Here is a 16,787-nt window from a genome sequence, read left to right as displayed (position 1 = left end):
GCAACCCAACAGACATCAATCCCGACATAGGAAAACGGAAATGAAAGATATGACCAATCTCGACAATTTCGAAGTAGGCTATGACATTCCGGCCAAGCCCGGAATGGATGAAGCAGATATCCAAACCCCCAGCCTGGTGCTGGATCTCGACGCGCTTGAACGCAACATCAAGAAGATGGGTGATTATGCCAAGGCGCATGGTATGCGCCACCGTGTGCACGGGAAGATGCACAAGTCGGTGGACGTGGCCAAGCTGCAGGAGAAAATCGGCGGCGCTGTCGGTGTCTGCTGTCAGAAGGTCTCCGAAGCCGAGGTTTTTGTTCGCGGCGGTATCAAAGACGTTCTGGTATCGAACCAAGTGCGTGATCCAGCCAAAATCGATCGCCTTGCAAGTCTGCCAAAGCTGGGCAGCCGCATCATTGTTTGCGTAGATGATCTGGACAATGTCGCGGATCTTTCCGGTGCGGCCGTCGATCACGGAACACAGCTGGAAGTTTTCATCGAAATCGACTGCGGTGCGGGACGGTGCGGTGTGACAACGACGCAGGACGTGATCGAGATCGCCAAAGCGGTGGAAGCCGCCGACAACCTGAAGTTCTCAGGCATCCAAGCCTATCAAGGCGCGATGCAGCACCTCGACAGCTATGAGGCACGGAAGGAAAAACTAGATACAGCCATCGCGATGGTAAAAGACGCCGTTGAAGGCCTCAAAGCTGAAGGGATTGAGTGCGAGCTGGTCTCGGGCGGTGGCACCGGGTCCTACTACTTCGAGTCCAATTCGGGCGTGTACAACGAACTGCAATGCGGTTCTTACGCGTTCATGGATGCCGATTACGGCCGCATCCTGGACGAGGACGGCAAGCGGATCGACCAGGGTGAGTGGAAAAACGCCTTCTTCATTCTGACCAGCGTCATGAGCCATGCCAAGGCAGACAAGGCAATCGTCGATGCCGGCCTCAAGGCACAGTCGGTTGACAGCGGCCTGCCGGTTATCTTTGGTCGTGACGATGTCGAATACATCAAATGTTCGGACGAACATGGCGTCGTCATGGATTCGAGCGGTGCGCTGAAGGTCAACGACAAGCTCAAGCTGGTACCGGGACACTGCGACCCAACCGCAAACGTGCACGATTGGTACGTTGGTGTTCGCAACGGCAAGGTCGAATCCGTCTGGCCGGTGTCCGCGCGCGGTCGCGCCTATTAATCCAGTCTCACAAAGACAGGGAGTTCTGGCTTGGAAGAAGTCAGATAGTCGCCCGTGTGTATGCTCTCCTTCCGGCGGTGGCACACGGGCGCACGAATTTTAGATTGGAGAAAGATATGCTGATCGTACCCGAGCGCGAGATCGCTGACCTCATGACCCGTCAGGCGGCATTTGATGCCGTCGAAAAGGTCTTTGCTGCAATGGCGTCAGACGACGCCTACAACTTCCCCGTCGTACGCGAAGCCATAGGGCATGAAGATGCGCTATACGGCTTCAAGGGCGGGTTTGACCGCGGGGGCTTGACGCTTGGCCTGAAGGCGGGCGGCTATTGGCCGAACAATCTGGAAAAGCGCGGACTGATCAATCATCAGTCCACCGTGTTTTTGTTTGATCCCGACACTGGAAAACCTTCAGCGATGGTTGGCGGTAACCTGTTGACAGCCCTGCGCACTGCGGCGGCATCTTCTGTGTCGATCAAACACCTCGGGCGCGCAGACGCCAAGGTCATCGGCATGATCGGCGCTGGCCACCAGGCAGCCTTTCAACTTCGCGCTGCACTGGAACAGCGCGTTTATGAAAAGGTCGTTGGTTGGAACTACCACCCCGAGATGCTGCCGAATATCGAGAAGGTCGCCAATGAAGCAGGTATCCCTTTTGAAGCGGTCGAGCTTGATGGAATGACAGAGGCGGATGTAATCATCTCGATCACCTCGGCATTTGCACCTTCGCTCTTGGCCAACCATGTCAGCCCCGGAACGCATGTCGCCTGCATGGGAACCGACACCAGGGGAAAGCAGGAGGTGGAAGCGGCTCTGCTGGCTGAAGCGATGGTCTTTACGGACGAGGTCGCACAATCCATCTCAATCGGTGAAGCACAGCACGCTGTCGCACAAGGCCTGATCGAAGCAAGTGACGTTGCTCAGCTTGGCGCGGTTATCAACGGTACGAACCCCGGCCGGACATCGGATGAACAGATCACCCTGTTCGATGGCACGGGGGTTGGCCTTCAGGATCTTGCGGTTGCCGCGTCCGTGGTCGATCTCGCCGTTCAGAAGGGGATCGCGATCAAGGTTGATTTCTGATGAAAAACGGTCGCAACCTTTCCCAGCGCCTTGTCGGCATCCGTCTTCCCAGTGCGGTGCTAAAGGCCACCAACGGAAGCGACATCGACCTCTCGACGCTAACAGGTTGCTCCGTTGTTTACGCCTATCCTCGTACCAGCCCTCCTGGGGACACTGCGATTCCGGGATGGGACGGCATCCCAGGGGCAAAGGGCTGCACGCCCCAGTCCTGTGGCTACAGGGATCATCATCAACTGCTGCGCGAGGCAGGAGCGGACAAGGTTTTTGGACTATCAACCCAAGACACTGCGTATCAGCGCGAAGTCAAAGACAGGTTGCACCTACCCTTCGAAATCCTGTCTGACGCACACCTGAAGCTGCAAGCCGCCCTGTCACTTCCGGTTTTTGAAGTCGGTGAAATGACACTGCTTGAGCGGTTTACAATAGTTCTACGCGATGGGCAGGTTTCACGTGTTTTCCATCCCATAACGAACCCCGCCGGGAACGCGGAAACAGTTCTAAACCATCTCACCAACGGCGGTTGAAATCAGCCGACAACTCTTGTGCGTTTGTTTCTGCTTCTCGGGGGCCACTTCATCACGTTGCAGCACAACTTTCATCGGGTGATTTTGAAATGGCATTGGATTGGTCCAAAAAGGACATCGAAACGCAGACCGCGCTTAAATATCACGAGTTGCCGACAATTGCTGTTACCGTGGCAAAAGTGGCAATCGAGTCTGGGGCGTGACGCCATGTGGATTGCTCAATATCGCGACACTGGCTGGAACAAACGCGTCAACCTTTGGCAAAGGGTATCGTCCGATTCTCTTGTATGAGAAATCCGAAAAAAGCGGCGTGCCGAGGCGCGCCGCTTTGTGCTTGCATTTGATTTCAGCGTTTCACGCCAGATCCATCAGACGTGATCATCATGTCCAATGGAACCAAGACCGTGACCGGCCATACCGCCGGAGACTTCTTCTGTCGCTTCGTCCGAAAGTTCCTTGGGAAGAACCAGGTTCAGGATAATAGCGATGACAGCGGCGGGTAGGATACCCGATGTCGCCAGAACCTTGAACGTGCCGGGCAGATACTGCAGGGCACCAGGTTCCAGTTGCAGGCCCAAACCAAGGCTCAGGGAAATCGCAAAGATCACCATATTGCGGCGGTTCCAGTTCACGTCCGACAGCATCGAGACACCGGCTGCAACCACCATTCCGAACATCACGATGACACCGCCGCCAAGGACCTCGATCGGGATGGATGAGATAATCGCGCCAATTTTCGGAACAAGGCCACACACGATCAGGAAGAGCGCGCCTATGGTAACGACCATCCGGCTCATGACCCCGGTCATGGCGATCAAGCCAACGTTCTGGCTGAACGAGGTATTCGGCAAAGCGCCAAAGAGACCAGAGATAGCGGTGCCGATACCATCGGCATAGGTCGCGCCCTGGATTTCCTTGTCAGTTGCTTCGCGCCCCGCACCCCCTTTTGTGATACCGGATACGTCCCCGACAGTTTCAACGGCCGATACAAAGGACATCGCACAGAAACCAACGATGGCCGCGACCGAGAACTCAATACCGAAATGCAGCGGATTCGGCAGTGCGAACGAGGCCGCACGACCAACATTGCCCAGATTTACCTGACCAAGAGCAAAAGCCACAGCGTAACCGACGAGCAGGCCGATCAGAACAGCCGACACCGACAGCATACCCCGCGCAAAGAACTTCAGGCCAAGAGTTACGACGATCACGATTCCGGCCATGAACCAGTTCAGGCCAGAGCCATATTCCTCGGTCCCTATGGCAGGCACTCCGCCGGCGGCATACTGAACGCCGACCTTAACAAGCGCCAATCCGATCATGGTCACCACAAGACCTGTCACCAACGGCGGAAGCGCAAAGCGAATACGCCCAATGAACAGCCCCAGGAAGGCGTGAAACAGGCCGCCGACGACAACACCGCCCATCAAAACTGCAATGGCATCAACGCCTTTTCCAACCACCAGCGGGATCATGATCGGTATGAAGGCGAACGACGTCCCCTGTACGATCGGCAGCCGGGCACCAACAGGCCCCACACCAACGGTCTGGAACAATGTGGCGACGCCCGCAAAGAACATCGACATCTGGATCATGTAGATCATCTGTGGAAAATCGGGGCTGTTCGAGCCGAACCCAAACCCGGCCGCGCCACAAACGATAATGGCTGGCGTGACGTTGGATACGAACATTGCCAGCACGTGCTGGATTCCCAGTGGTACCGCTTTGATAAGTGGCGGCGTGTAATTCGGATCGCGGAGCTGTTCCGGCGTTCCAATGGATGCATCTGACATTTGGTCTTTCCTCCCTTGAGGTTCGTAAACCGGCTCCTCTTCCGGAAACGCACCTCATTCCGTGATTGCAAAAGCCTCCTCGAACCAATGTTCTTCGAGGTTGGGCCCGGCTCCAATTCGGTCGACCACCGCAAAAAGTCCGGGCGCACGAAGTGGGGTCAGCACACCATGCCAAGTGTTGCGATGATAATTCACGCCCTGCCCAGGCGCTGTTTTGAACGCGATGGGCTGTCCCGGTGTGCCGCCTTGGTCCGGGGCCACTACCACAACAAAGGGCTTATCCGACAATGGCAGAAAGGCCTGGCTCCCGTCGGGGTGGCGTTCAACCATTTCCAATTTGATCGGCAGGCTAAAAGCTTCGGACTGAAACACACTAATTCCAGCGCGCCCGTCGCGGAAATCCAGCGCTGCACGGTCATGATACCGCGCGCACTTGCCCTGATTGATGAATTTATCCACTTGGCCGGCCACCTCGATGACATCGCCAAACGGTGAAAATGCCCCTGAAGTCAGTGGCCGAAGTTTCAAGGCGGTCGTCATTTCGCGAACTTCTCAACCAGGCGCAATTCGGCAATCCGTTCAACCTGACAGCAGGCTTCGGCAAGCTCGGTTTCGCGATCGCTGTCGATACGGCGATGGAACGCTTCCAGAATGCCCGCTTTCGTATGGTCCTTGACGGCAATGATAAAGGGGAATCCAAATTTGGTTGTGTAGGTCTCATTCAATGCCGTGAACGTCGCGCGCTCTTCATCGGTCAGCAAATCAAGACCGGCACCGGCTTGTTCCGCCGTGCTTTCCTTTGTCAGGCGACCAGCAGAGGCAAGCTTTCCTGCCAGATCCGGGTGCGCTGTCAGAACACCAAGACGTTGCTCGGGAGTGGCCGTGCGGAACACACGCGCCAGCGCGTTATGGACACCGGCGGCATTGTCATGTGTCGGCCCCAGTTCAAGTTCATACGCACCTTCGGCAATCCACGGGCTGTGCTCGAAAACACCGCCGAACTCAGACACAAAGGTTGACTGGTCCATTTCAGAAGGGGTCAATCGTTGCATCGGCGGGTGCTCCATTGCCCAGTGATCAGCAATCTGTTCTCGCGTGGCAAACCAGACATTGTCGTGCTTCTTGAAGTAGTCCAGCGCACGTTTCAGCGCCATGGCACGACCCGGGCGACCAATCAAACGGCAGTGCAGTCCAATCGAGAGCATTTTCGGCGCGCCGGCTTCACCCTCGGCATAGAGCATGTCAAAGCTGTCCTTCAGATAGCTTTCGAACTGCTCGCCGTTTGTGTATCCGGCCTGGATCGCAAAACGCATGTCGTTGCAATCCATCGTATAGGGCATGATCAGCTGATCCTTGCCTCCTGCCTTAACCCAATACGGCAGATCGTCGGAGTAGCTGTCAGCGATATAGGCAAAGTCACCTTCCTCAGCGGCCAGATCGACCGTATTCATCGAACAGCGGCCTGTGTACCAACCACGCGGCGGCTGGCCCGTGACCTCAGTGTGCAGCCGGACTGCTTCACGGATCTGAGCACGCTCTTCTTCCGCGTCCATGTCCTTGTGTTCAATCCACTTCAGGCCATGGCTGGCGATCTCCCAACCGGCATACTTCATTGCTGCTACCTGCGCCGGTGCTCGGGCCAATGCTGTGGCAACGCCGTAAACAGTTACTGGCAAGTCCTGTAAAAGGTGATGCACGCGCCAAAACCCGGCGCGGCTACCATACTCGTAAATCGACTCCATGTTCCAGTGCCTCTGCCCTGACCACGGGGCAGCACCAGTGATCTCGGACAGGAACGCTTCGGACGTGGCATCGCCGTGCAAGACGTTGTTTTCGCCGCCTTCCTCATAGTTCAGTACAATCTGAACCGCGATCTTGGCATCATTGGGCCAGTTGGCTTTAGGTACTTGCCCCCCATAGCCGGTCATGTCTCGTGGATAGCGCGTCACATCAATTTCCTTTTTCTTCTTTTGATCAATACCCCAGATAATCTGAGATGTTTTTCAAAAAATTCAGAAAGCAGCTTCGAATAGACTGCCTTTGCCCCCTGGGAGGAAAACAGATTAGTAATCGTATAACTTGAGGAGTAGCGCAAATGACCGGTTACCTAACAACCCATGTTCTGGATACGGCGCGGGGGTGCCCTGCCGAAGGGTTAAAAATCGAGCTTTTTCGCATCGAGGGCGCAAACCGCACGTTGCTGAAAGCTCTTGTCACCAATGACGATGGCAGGACGGATGAACAAATTCTGCCCGAAGCAGAGTTTTTAGCAGGCGAATACGAACTGATCTTCTATGCTGGAGAATACCTCGATGCCTCCGGCACTCCGCCTGAAGACCCACGTTTTCTGGACGTCATCCCGATCCACTTCGGGATGTCCGAACATTCGCATTACCACGTACCGTTGCTACTTTCGCCGTTTGGTTACTCGACCTATCGCGGCAGCTGAGGGCCTAGCGAGACGTATTTGCTGCGGCTATCGATGATCCAATACGTTCTATTATGAACTCCATGAAAAGCCGCGTTTTGGGGTCCTGCATACGGCGATGCGTAAACAGACATGCCATTTGAATCGGTTCCGGCGGCGTTTTTTCCGCCACTGAAACTAGATTTCCTGCCTTAAGATGCTGAGCAATCTCAAATATTGGTTTTAACGCAATGCCATGACCGGCAAGCGCCCAGTCCGTAAGCACGTCGCCGTCGTCTGACTCGTAGCGTCCAGAGACGCGGAACCGTTTTGGTCCTGTATCGGTTCTCAAGAGCCATTGAAATTCGGGCGCACCTGGAAAGCGTAAGTTAAGGCACTCATGTTCATCGGCGATCAATTCCTCGCCGCTTTTCGGCATCCCACGTTTCTTGATGTATTTCGGAGACGCACAAAGAACTCTTTCAACATCCGCAATCTTGCGGATACGCAAGTTGCTGTCCTCTGGCTGACCAAGAAAAAACGCCAAGTCCAGGCCTTCTGTGGTCAGATCCACCTTTCGGTCGGTCAATCGTAGCCGAACACTCACTTCTGGATACTCAGCTAGAAACTTTGGCACTTGCGGCGCTATCAATCGCCGCCCGACACCCAATGGCGCCGCGACGTAGAGTGACCCTTTCAGGTTCTCTGTAATGTTCACGATCTGAGCTTCAGCGCGATCCACCGCTTCTAGGATCTCTGCCGCCCCGCGATAGAAAGATTTTCCCTGCTCGGTCGGCGTTAGGCTGCGTGTCGTACGCTGGAATAATCGCACTCCTAGATGCTCTTCCAATTGCGATATTCGTGCCGAGGTTACAGCTGGTGAAACCCTAAGGTCACGGCCTGCGGCGGACATGCTGCCCAGTTCGTAGACCCGGACAAAGGTTCTGATGTTATCAAGGTAGGACATTTTTTTGCATTTTTTGATACTGCTTGGTCTTTACCGGCAATACCAGAACAAAACAGTCTCGCATAGAGTGCCCGGAACTAAAGAATCTTAGGAGCTAAGCCATGTATGACCTAGCCGTAATGTGGGAATGGATCGCCTTTTCCGTCCGCTGGCTGCATGTGATCACTGCGATGGCGTGGATTGGGGCGTCATTCTACTTTATCGCGCTTGACCTCATGCTAAAGCCGAATCCCGCTCTGCCGGATGGGGCTTACGGCGAAGAATGGGAAGTGCATGGGGGCGGGTTCTATCACACCGTCAAATATCTGGTGGCGCCCACCCGGATGCCCGAGCACCTAACCTGGCACAAATGGCAGAGTTACACGACGTGGCTCTCAGGTGCGGCGTTGCTCATGATCATTTACTGGGTTGGTGGCGAACTGTTCCTGCTTGATCCGACCAAGGTGGATCTGGCGCTTTGGCAGGGGATCCTGATCTCTGGCGGATCGCTGACCATTGGCTGGTTGCTTTACGATCAGATGTGTAAATCGAAGTTGAGCGATCATCCGACCGTTTTGATGCTGCTGTTGTTCGTGATCCTGGTGATCATGTCCTGGGGCTACAACCAAATCTTTACGGGCCGCGCCGCGCTTTTGCATCTTGGAGCCTTCACCGCGACGATCATGACAGCCAACGTGTTCTTTCAGATCATGCCGAACCAGCGGATCGTGGTCGAAGACCTCAAGGCCGGACGTACACCGGACGCCAAGTATGGGAAGATCGCCAAGGTGCGTTCCACGCACAATAACTATCTGACTTTGCCGGTCGTATTCCTGATGCTGTCGAACCATTATCCGCTAGCCTTTGGAACCGAGTACTCGTGGATCATCGCCAGCTTGATCTTCCTGACAGGCGTGACCATCCGGCATTACTTCAACACGATGCACGCAACCGGAAAGGGCCCGCACTGGACCTGGGCTGTCACGGTTCTGCTTATGATCGTCATCGCCTGGCTGTCTTCGGTCAGAAACAGTGAAACATGGGAAGACGCCGAAGCGCGCGAACTGACGCCATATGAGCAGAAATATGCGTCAGCCGCGGGCTTCGAAGAGGCCTACGACACGGTCTTGGGCAATTGTTCGATGTGTCATGCACGCGAGCCGGTCTATGGCAGCATGAAATGGGCGCCGAAGAAGGTTTATCTCGAAACACCGGGTGATGTGGCCCGACAAGCTGACCAGATCTATCTGCAAGCCGGGATCAGCCACGCGATGCCGCCGCCATCGGCGGTTCAAATGGATGAAGAAGCGCGCGAGAAAATCATTGCATGGGTGCGCGAAGTCCGAGATCAATAAACGCCTTCTATCAGAGATATGATAGATAACTGGGTGCTCTCGCCCAGTTTTTTTGTCTCTGAGCGCTACCCGAAAAATCGTTTGCTGTGTTTCGCGACATGCTCAACAAACAGACGTACTTTCGGATCCTGAAGCTTTTTGTGAGGGTACAGGCACCCGAAAATCGTTGGTAATGGGGGCGTCTCGGGCAGGACCTCGACCAACCGGCCATCCTCAAGATACTCCCGCACATCAAAGCGCGGCTTGTTAACAATCCCTCTGCCGGCCAAGGCCCAATCGGTCAGCACGTCACCGTCGTCAGCATCGTACTTGCCCCGAACTTCGAGCTTTCGTGGCCCCATGTCGGTGCCGAGAGTCCAGAAGTATTCTGGTGATCTTGGATAGCGCAGCAAGAGGCAGTTGTGGGGTGTGTGCAATAAGTCATCAGGTGTCCTGGGCACGCCAAACTGGGATAAGTACTCCGGTGAAGCGCACAGAACACGATCACAATCCGCGAACTTCCGTAGTTTCATCGTAGAGTCACCGGGCTCTCCAATAAAAAACGCGATGTCCAGCCCGTCGGCCATAATGTCCACCTTGCGGTCGGACAGACGCATGCGAATCTCTGTTTCCGGATAGCGATCGGAGAATTCCGGGACCAGCGGCGCAACGATTCTACGCCCGACACCCAGTGGCGAAGTGATGCGGATTGCACCTCGCGGGGCGTCCGAAAAGCTGGCGACACGCGCCTCGGCGTGATCGAGAGCCAACAGAACAGCCTTGGCTTCGTCGTAAAAGACCGTTCCAACTTCGGTCGGTGTCATCGATCGGGTTGTTCTGTTGAAAAGGCGCACGCCCAGATGGTTCTCCAGTTCTTTCAACCGTTTGCTGGCCACTGCGGGCGTCAACCTCAGATCGCGCCCACCAGACGTGATGCTTCCGAGCTCCATCACTCTGACAAAGACCCGCAGGCTTTCGATATAAGACATTCATTCCTCCCGATGGGGAAAGAATGCGTCACGCATCTTTCTTTTTCAATGTTCTGTTGAAAGTATTTGCCATTTGCGACGATTTTCCGACTCAATCTTTGCTTCTATGGTTCTACTGACCACCCACCGTAAGGCAGTGGCAGAGGGAGAATTCCATGATGCATCGCACCAACATCCAATTTGTCCTCAATGGCAAGGATGTGTCCGTCCCAGACGTATCAGCAGATCAGACACTTCTGGACTTTCTGCGGATAGAGCGTCGCCTGACAGGTACGAAGGAAGGCTGTGCCGAAGGGGATTGTGGGGCTTGCACCGTACTCGTCGGACGTCTTGGAGACGCTGGCCTGGCCTACATGCCGGTGAACGCGTGCATCCGGTTTCTTGCCTCAGTCGATGGGTGTCACGTCGTAACAGTCGAACACCTGTCAGGCCCCGATGGTCGTCTGCACCCGGTTCAAAAGGCCATGATCGATCATCACGGCAGCCAGTGCGGTTTCTGCACTCCGGGGTTCGTCATGGCGTTGTACGCACTTTGGATGCAGACACCCGAGCCAACCGAGGCGCAGGTCGAAACCGCGCTGCAGGGTAACCTGTGTCGCTGCACCGGGTACGAACCGATCATCCGTGCCGCAGTCGCTGTCAGCCGCTATGGAACACCCGCGTCGGACCACCTGAATACCGAACGTGAAACCATGACCGCGCGTCTGGCAGACTATAAGGACGGGCGACGCATTGTCTCCGGTCCAGCGGATAGCCTCAGCATTATTCCTTCCAGCGTTGATGATCTTGCCGAGTGCCTACAAGCCTATCCAAATGCAACGATTGTGGCCGGTGCCACGGATGTGGGTCTTTGGGTCACCAAGTTCCTGCGCAATATTGGGCCTGCCATTTTCACAGGTCATCTCGAAGATCTGAAAACCGTCAAAAGACAGGGTTCGCTCCTCCTGATCGGTGCTGGCGCCAGCTACACCGATTGCCAAGAACTCCTGTCAAAGCACTTGCCACACCTGCCCTCCTATTGGGATCGCATCGCAGGGTGGCAGGTGCGGAATATGGGAACTGTCGGTGGGAACATCGCCAACGGTTCCCCCATCGGGGATACGCCGCCGGTTCTCATCGCGCTTGGTGCGGAAATCACGCTGCGGCGCGGTTCCGAAAGCAGGACGCTGCCTTTGGCTGATTTCTTCATCGACTATGGCAAGCAGGACCGCCAACCCGATGAGTTTGTCGCAAGCATCCATGTGCCCTTGCCCGGACCCAACGATTTGAATGCGGCCTACAAGATTTCCAAACGTCGTGACGAGGACATCTCGTCCGTGGCGGCCGGGTTCCACATGACGGTTGTAGATGGCGTCATCAACAATGCGCGCATCGCATTCGGCGGCATGGCCGCCACACCCAAGCGTGCATCAGCAGCTGAGGCGGCGCTGAACGGTCAACCCTGGTCGCGCGAGAGTTTTGATGCCGCCGCTGCGGCACTGGCTGAGGATTTCAGCCCTCTCACCGATTGGCGTGCATCGTCTGACTATCGAATGCTGTCCGCCCAAAACCTGCTGCGTCGGTTCTTCCTCGAAAACGACGCGGAAGCTGACACTCCCGTTCAACTGGCTATTGCCTAATCAGGAGACGACAAAATGAAAGACAACGTTTCCATCACCGGGGCGGCCCACACCAACGTAAAGCATGACAGCGCGATCAAGCATGTCACTGGGCGGGCTGACTACACCGACGACATCGCCCAGCCCGAAGGTACACTGCATGCATATCTCGGTGTCTCGGACGTCGCACATGCCAAGCTTTTGGGCATCGATTTCACCGAGGTTCTGACCACCCCCGGAGTTGTCGGTGTGCTGACCGCGGATGACGTGCCGGGGGCCAATGACATCAGCCCAACACATCTGGACGACGAACCGGTTTTCCCGACTGATGCCATTCAGTTCCACGGCCAACCTCTGTTTGCCGTGGTTGCCGAAACCCGTGACGTTGCGCGCCGGGCCGCAGAACTGGCAAAGATCGAATACGAAACCCTGCCCCATGCGCTGGACCCGATTGCCGCGCAAGAAGCAGGTTACCCGTATGTCACGGCACCGCTCAAGCTGGAGCGCGGCGAAGTTGCACTGGCGCAGGCCGCCGCTCCGAACCGGATCAAAGGCCGCATGAATGTTGGTGGTCAAGATCACATGTACCTCGAAGGTCATATCGCCTTTGCCATTCCCGGCGAAGATGATGATGTGATCGTGCATTGCTCCACGCAGCACCCGTCCGAGGCGCAGCATATGGTGGCGCATGTCCTTGGGATTCCGTCCAACGCCGTTGTGGTCAATGTACGCCGAATGGGTGGTGGATTTGGCGGCAAGGAAAGCCAGATGAACCTGTTCTGCGCGGTTGCCGCCATGGCTGCGAAAAAGTGGAACCGCGCTGTGAAAATCCGCCCGGACCGGGATCAGGATATGACGGCAACAGGCAAACGCCATGACTTTGTGATCGACTATGATGTTGCCTTTGACGACGAAGGTCGCATTCAGGCGGTCGAAGGCAGCTTTGCCGCGCGCTGCGGGTTCTCAGCAGACCTTTCAGGTCCTGTGACCGACCGGGCGCTTTTTCACGCGGACAACGCCTATTTCTATCCAAATGTTCGCCTGAACAGCCATCCGATGAAAACCAACACAGTCTCGAACACCGCGTTCCGCGGGTTTGGTGGGCCACAAGGTGTGATCGCGGCAGAACGGATGATCGAAGAGATCGCCTATGCCACGGGACAAGACCCGCTGGATGTGCGCAAAGTGAATTTCTACGGCACCGAGGACCGCAACGTAACCCCGTATCATCTGGAGGTCGAAGACAGCATCCTTGACCGGCTGGTCGGAGAGCTGGAAGAGACTTCGGAATACCGTCAGCGCCGTCAGAACATCATCGAATTCAACAAAACATCACCGATCCTGAAAAAGGGGATCGCGCTGACCCCCGTTAAGTTCGGTATTTCCTTTACGGCGACCTGGTACAATCAGGCTGGCGCTCTGGTGCATGTCTACAACGACGGCTCGATCCACCTGAACCACGGCGGCACCGAAATGGGGCAAGGCCTCAACACGAAGGTTGCGCAAGTCGTGGCCGAGGCCTTTCAGGTTGATTTCAGCCGGATTAAGATCACCAAGACAACCACTGAGAAAGTTCCGAACACCTCGGCCACTGCGGCCTCCAGCGGGACCGATCTGAACGGCATGGCGGCGTTGAACGCGGTTGAGCAGATCAAAGCACGTCTGGTGAAATTCGCCACCGAGAATTGGAACGTTGCCTTTGAGGACGTCACCTTCCACGCCAATCAGGTGTATATCGGCGACGAAGTTCTGCCGTTCGATGTGTTTATCAAACAGGCCTATCTGGCGCGTGTGCAGTTGTCGGCGGCCGGGTTCTATAAAACACCGAAAATCCACTGGGACCGGGCCAAGGGACAAGGCCGTCCGTTCTACTACTTCGCCTATGGCGCGTCGTGTTCGGAAGTGACAATTGATACTCTGACCGGCGAGTACCGGGTTGAGCGTACGGATGTGCTGCACGACGTTGGACGCTCGCTGAACCCTGTGCTGGACAAAGGACAGATAGAAGGCGCCTTTATTCAGGGCATGGGTTGGCTGACCACCGAAGAGCTTTGGTGGGATGATGCCGGTCGGCTGCGCACTCATGCTCCATCGACATACAAAATCCCGCTCGCGTCGGACCGCCCGCGTATCTTCAATGTGAACCTCGCCGATTGGTCGGAGAACCGTGAACTGACCATCAAACGCTCCAAGGCTGTTGGCGAGCCGCCCTTCATGCTGGGGATTTCGGTATTCGAGGCTCTGTCGATGGCCGTGGCCTCTGTCGTCGACTACCGGGAGTGTCCGCGCTTGGACGCCCCAGCCACGCCCGAACGTGTCCTGATGGCGGTGTCGCGGCTGCAAGCGGGATCTTAAGCCATGACTGTCCCCGGTTCCCTGAGCGAATTTCTGTCCACGCAGTATAGCGTGATCCGCGTTGCGCTGACGCGCGTGCGCGGGTCCTCTCCACGCAATGAGGGGACAGAGATGTTCGTGGCGCCGGGATCGCTGTGGGCAACCATCGGCGGTGGCCAACTGGAGTTTATGGTCATCAACGCCGCGCGGGACATGCTGCGCGATGGCACGTTACATCAGGATCTGGACGTTCCCCTTGGGCCGGAAATCGGTCAGTGCTGCGGCGGACGGGTCGAGTTGAAACTGACCCGTATGCGGGCATCAGACAAACGGGCTGCAACTGAACGCGCGACCCTGCACAACGAGGCTTTACCGCATGTCTACGTCATGGGTGCTGGCCACGTGGGACGCGCATTGGCTAATCAACTTCAGCACCTGCCGGTGCGCTGTATCCTCGTCGACACCCGAGCCGACGAAATCGAGCTTTGCACTGCAAACGTTGAAACGCGAGTCAGCGCAATCCCTGAAGCTGATATCTGGAACGCCCCCGAAGGAAGTGCCTTCATCGTTCTGACCCACGATCACGGGTTGGATTTCCTGCTGACCTCCGCAGCGCTTGAACGTCAGGACGCCGCTTATGTCGGGATGATTGGATCTGCCACCAAGCGGGTGAAATTACGGAACTGGGCGCACAAATATTGTGACGGACAGTCTATCGAACATTTGAAATGTCCCATTGGGGCAAGCGGCAGCCGCGACAAGCGGCCCAGCGTCATCGCCGCCTTCGTGGTGGCCGAGGTGATGGCTGAATTGACCTCTGAAACTGCCGCGACCGCCCCAACCGGGGTAAGCCAGGCGCCCCTGCAGGGCCACTACCACGACCGGAAAGGGAGATCGGCCTGACCTCTGTCGGGCCATTCCGGACATATCAGAGGAGGAGACCGTCATGGACGGGAGGACTTACGAATACAAGCTGTTTACTCGCAGCGATTTCAGCGCTTTCTGGGCGCTGTTTACCGACAACCTTGTCAACTTGCTGATCCTGTCAGGGGTCTGCCAGTTCGTTTTCCAAATGCCCGCAGACATTGTCTTCGGCCGCATCGTCCCCGGTGCCGCCATAGCGATTTTGGCAGGGGTTACAGTCTACACGTATCTCGCCAAATATGCGGCAAACAAGCAGGGTAAAGATGTAACCGCCTTGCCTTACGGCATCTCGACGCCGGTTATGTTCGTCTACCTGTTCGGTGTGATCGGACCTATCTATTGGGCAACCGATGACCCCATGCTTGCATGGCAAGTCGGCATCGGGGCCGGGTTCATGGGCGGCATCGTTGCGGCCTTGGGCGCCATCGTGGGGCCATACCTCAAGCGGATCACGCCGCGCGCCGGTATGCTGGGAACGCTTTGCGGTATCGCCTTGGTTTTCATCGGCTCCGTGCCACTGGCCGAAATATTCGAGAACCCCATCATCGGCTTTACTTCGCTGCTGTTTATCCTTTGGGGTCTGATCGGTCGTTTTCGTCTGCCAGGCAACGTCCCTGCCGGTCTTGTCGCCATCGCTGCAGGTACGGTAATTGCCGTTATTCTTGGTGACTCCAAAATCGATGTAAGCGGCATCGGGTTCTACCCGCCGATCCCATACATCGGTGACCTTATCGCCGGAGTGCAGTACCTGTTCGCCAACCCCGAGCTGTTTCTGGTATTGATCCCGGTGCAGATCTACAACTTCATCGAAACCATGAACAACGTGGAATCGGCCGAAGCCGCAGGCGACCACTACCCGGTCGGATTGTGCCAGGTTACAGACGGTGCAGGCACAATGCTGGGGGCGCTTTTTGGCTCGCCTTTCCCAACAACCGTCTACATTGGTCATCCCGCTTACAAACGGCTTGATGCGCATGCAGGGTACATCGTCGGTGTGGCCGTCGTAATCGCTGCGGCTGCCTTCCTCGGCTTCCTGTCCTTCCTTGCGGGCCTGATCCCGATTGCCGCCGCCGCACCTGTGTTGGTTTTTGTCTCTGTGAGCCTGATCACCAATACCGCCTGGGCCGTGAAGCCAATGCATATGGCAGCCGTATCCTTTGCGATCTTGCCCCACATCTCGGCTTTCCTGATGGTCAAGTGGGGATCTCTGATGAACGCGCTACGCAGCAGCGGTGTCGAAGGATTGCCCTCTTTGGGCGATGAAGGTCTGACCGCAGCCCTTCTCATGGAAGGCGCCCATTATGAGGGACACCTTGCCCTGAGCCAGGGTGCAATCATCACAGGTCTGGTTTGGGGTGCGATCGTGGCCGACGTAATCGACGGCCGCTTCCGGATGGCTGGTGCATTTGCCGTTGCAGGCGGTGTGATGTCCTCCGTCGGAATCATCCACTCCTACACGTTGCAGATGCCTCAGTTCGACGGGATCACCATCGGATACCTGATCGTCGGTGCATTCCTCTGCGTCTACCCGATGTTCACACCCAAAGAGGATCTTGAGCGTCGCGTGATCGTACCGGATGAGCCCGATATGATCGACGACGACTCGCCTGCACAGCAGGCCTGACCCTGGCGGGGCGGTCGCATGGCCGCCC

Annotated in this window: 15 protein-coding genes; 10 read left to right on the top strand and 5 right to left on the bottom strand. The window is 56.3% G+C overall.

What is annotated here, in order from left to right:
• Nucleotides 1–40 precede the first annotated feature (40 nt).
• From bhcC to D9K61_RS26760, 4 genes are all read left to right on the top strand, one after another.
• Nucleotides 41–1,204: a 3-hydroxy-D-aspartate aldolase BhcC gene (bhcC, locus tag D9K61_RS01165; protein WP_120631429.1), complete on the top strand. Its 1,164-nt coding sequence runs from the start codon at nucleotides 41–43 to the stop codon at nucleotides 1,202–1,204.
• A 116-nt stretch (nucleotides 1,205–1,320) separates the two neighbouring features.
• Nucleotides 1,321–2,286: an iminosuccinate reductase BhcD gene (gene bhcD / locus D9K61_RS01160; protein WP_120631428.1), complete on the top strand. Its 966-nt coding sequence runs from the start codon at nucleotides 1,321–1,323 to the stop codon at nucleotides 2,284–2,286.
• Nucleotides 2,286–2,810: a peroxiredoxin gene (locus D9K61_RS01155; protein WP_120631427.1), complete on the top strand. Its 525-nt coding sequence runs from the start codon at nucleotides 2,286–2,288 to the stop codon at nucleotides 2,808–2,810. Before bhcD ends, D9K61_RS01155 begins: the two co-directional genes overlap by 1 nt.
• Nucleotides 2,807–3,013: a hypothetical protein gene (locus tag D9K61_RS26760; protein ID WP_162946682.1), complete on the top strand. Its 207-nt coding sequence runs from the start codon at nucleotides 2,807–2,809 to the stop codon at nucleotides 3,011–3,013. Before D9K61_RS01155 ends, D9K61_RS26760 begins: the two co-directional genes overlap by 4 nt.
• 165 nt (nucleotides 3,014–3,178) lie before the next feature.
• Here the strand turns inward: D9K61_RS26760 and D9K61_RS01150 are convergent, their stop codons facing one another.
• The 3 genes from D9K61_RS01150 to puuE are packed head-to-tail and all read right to left on the bottom strand — an operon-like array spanning nucleotide 3,179 to nucleotide 6,552.
• Nucleotides 3,179–4,603: a uracil-xanthine permease family protein gene (locus tag D9K61_RS01150; protein ID WP_120631426.1), complete on the bottom strand. Its 1,425-nt coding sequence runs from the start codon at nucleotides 4,601–4,603 to the stop codon at nucleotides 3,179–3,181.
• A 54-nt stretch (nucleotides 4,604–4,657) separates the two neighbouring features.
• Complete coding sequence (locus D9K61_RS01145; protein ID WP_120631425.1) at nucleotides 4,658–5,143, bottom strand: ureidoglycolate lyase; 486 nt, start codon at nucleotides 5,141–5,143, stop codon at nucleotides 4,658–4,660.
• Entirely contained in the window at nucleotides 5,140–6,552 is a 1,413-nt protein-coding gene (gene puuE, locus D9K61_RS01140) for an allantoinase PuuE (RefSeq protein WP_120631424.1), read from the bottom strand. Before puuE ends, D9K61_RS01145 begins: the two co-directional genes overlap by 4 nt.
• Nucleotides 6,553–6,698: 146 nt before the next feature.
• Here puuE and uraH point away from each other — a divergent pair, with 146 nt between their 5' ends.
• Nucleotides 6,699–7,052, top strand: coding sequence for a hydroxyisourate hydrolase (gene uraH / locus D9K61_RS01135; RefSeq protein ID WP_120631423.1), 354 nt, complete (start codon nucleotides 6,699–6,701; stop codon nucleotides 7,050–7,052).
• A 4-nt stretch (nucleotides 7,053–7,056) separates the two neighbouring features.
• Here uraH and D9K61_RS01130 read toward each other — a convergent pair whose 3' ends face one another.
• Complete coding sequence (locus D9K61_RS01130; protein WP_120631422.1) at nucleotides 7,057–7,977, bottom strand: LysR family transcriptional regulator; 921 nt, start codon at nucleotides 7,975–7,977, stop codon at nucleotides 7,057–7,059.
• A 101-nt stretch (nucleotides 7,978–8,078) separates the two neighbouring features.
• On the opposite strand from D9K61_RS01130, the gene D9K61_RS01125 reads away from it, so the two are divergent.
• Nucleotides 8,079–9,311, top strand: a complete 1,233-nt coding sequence (locus D9K61_RS01125; RefSeq protein ID WP_120631421.1) for a urate hydroxylase PuuD — start codon at nucleotides 8,079–8,081, stop codon at nucleotides 9,309–9,311.
• Nucleotides 9,312–9,376: 65 nt separating this feature from the next.
• On the opposite strand, the gene D9K61_RS01120 is transcribed toward D9K61_RS01125, so the two are convergent.
• Entirely contained in the window at nucleotides 9,377–10,279 is a 903-nt protein-coding gene (locus D9K61_RS01120) for a LysR family transcriptional regulator (RefSeq protein ID WP_120631420.1), read from the bottom strand.
• A 155-nt stretch (nucleotides 10,280–10,434) separates the two neighbouring features.
• Here D9K61_RS01120 and xdhA point away from each other — a divergent pair, with 155 nt between their 5' ends.
• The 4 genes from xdhA to D9K61_RS01100 are packed head-to-tail and all read left to right on the top strand — an operon-like array spanning nucleotide 10,435 to nucleotide 16,759.
• Nucleotides 10,435–11,898: a xanthine dehydrogenase small subunit gene (gene xdhA / locus D9K61_RS01115; RefSeq protein ID WP_120631419.1), complete on the top strand. Its 1,464-nt coding sequence runs from the start codon at nucleotides 10,435–10,437 to the stop codon at nucleotides 11,896–11,898.
• A 15-nt stretch (nucleotides 11,899–11,913) separates the two neighbouring features.
• Nucleotides 11,914–14,232 (top strand): xanthine dehydrogenase molybdopterin binding subunit, encoded by a 2,319-nt coding sequence (gene xdhB / locus D9K61_RS01110; RefSeq protein WP_120631418.1) that lies wholly within the window; start codon nucleotides 11,914–11,916, stop codon nucleotides 14,230–14,232.
• 3 nt (nucleotides 14,233–14,235) lie between these two features.
• A complete protein-coding gene (gene xdhC / locus D9K61_RS01105; protein WP_120631417.1) occupies nucleotides 14,236–15,114 on the top strand; it encodes a xanthine dehydrogenase accessory protein XdhC in 879 nt (292 codons plus the stop codon).
• Nucleotides 15,115–15,157: 43 nt separating this feature from the next.
• Nucleotides 15,158–16,759, top strand: coding sequence for a xanthine/uracil/vitamin C permease (locus D9K61_RS01100; RefSeq protein ID WP_120631416.1), 1,602 nt, complete (start codon nucleotides 15,158–15,160; stop codon nucleotides 16,757–16,759).
• Nucleotides 16,760–16,787 lie beyond the last annotated feature (28 nt).

This window comes from Ruegeria sp. EL01, assembly GCF_900313035.1.
Taxonomy (GTDB): Bacteria; Pseudomonadota; Alphaproteobacteria; order Rhodobacterales; family Rhodobacteraceae; genus Ruegeria.
This window is presented reverse-complemented; position numbering and strand designations above follow the sequence as displayed.

Excerpts from the sequence above, each read along its gene's own strand:
- D9K61_RS01155 (WP_120631427.1), top strand. The coding sequence starts at position 2,286 with ATGAAAAACGGTCGCAACCTTTCCCAGCGCCTTGTCGGCATCCGTCTT.
- D9K61_RS01145 (WP_120631425.1), bottom strand. The coding sequence starts at position 5,143 with ATGACGACCGCCTTGAAACTTCGGCCACTGACTTCAGGGGCATTTTCA.
- xdhB (WP_120631418.1), top strand. The coding sequence starts at position 11,914 with ATGAAAGACAACGTTTCCATCACCGGGGCGGCCCACACCAACGTAAAG.
- xdhC (WP_120631417.1), top strand. The coding sequence starts at position 14,236 with ATGACTGTCCCCGGTTCCCTGAGCGAATTTCTGTCCACGCAGTATAGC.
- D9K61_RS01120 (WP_120631420.1), bottom strand. The coding sequence starts at position 10,279 with ATGTCTTATATCGAAAGCCTGCGGGTCTTTGTCAGAGTGATGGAGCTC.
- bhcC (WP_120631429.1), top strand. The coding sequence starts at position 41 with ATGAAAGATATGACCAATCTCGACAATTTCGAAGTAGGCTATGACATT.
- uraH (WP_120631423.1), top strand. The coding sequence starts at position 6,699 with ATGACCGGTTACCTAACAACCCATGTTCTGGATACGGCGCGGGGGTGC.
- D9K61_RS01100 (WP_120631416.1), top strand. The coding sequence starts at position 15,158 with ATGGACGGGAGGACTTACGAATACAAGCTGTTTACTCGCAGCGATTTC.
- D9K61_RS01130 (WP_120631422.1), bottom strand. The coding sequence starts at position 7,977 with ATGTCCTACCTTGATAACATCAGAACCTTTGTCCGGGTCTACGAACTG.
- bhcD (WP_120631428.1), top strand. The coding sequence starts at position 1,321 with ATGCTGATCGTACCCGAGCGCGAGATCGCTGACCTCATGACCCGTCAG.
- D9K61_RS01125 (WP_120631421.1), top strand. The coding sequence starts at position 8,079 with ATGTATGACCTAGCCGTAATGTGGGAATGGATCGCCTTTTCCGTCCGC.
- xdhA (WP_120631419.1), top strand. The coding sequence starts at position 10,435 with ATGATGCATCGCACCAACATCCAATTTGTCCTCAATGGCAAGGATGTG.
- D9K61_RS01150 (WP_120631426.1), bottom strand. The coding sequence starts at position 4,603 with ATGTCAGATGCATCCATTGGAACGCCGGAACAGCTCCGCGATCCGAAT.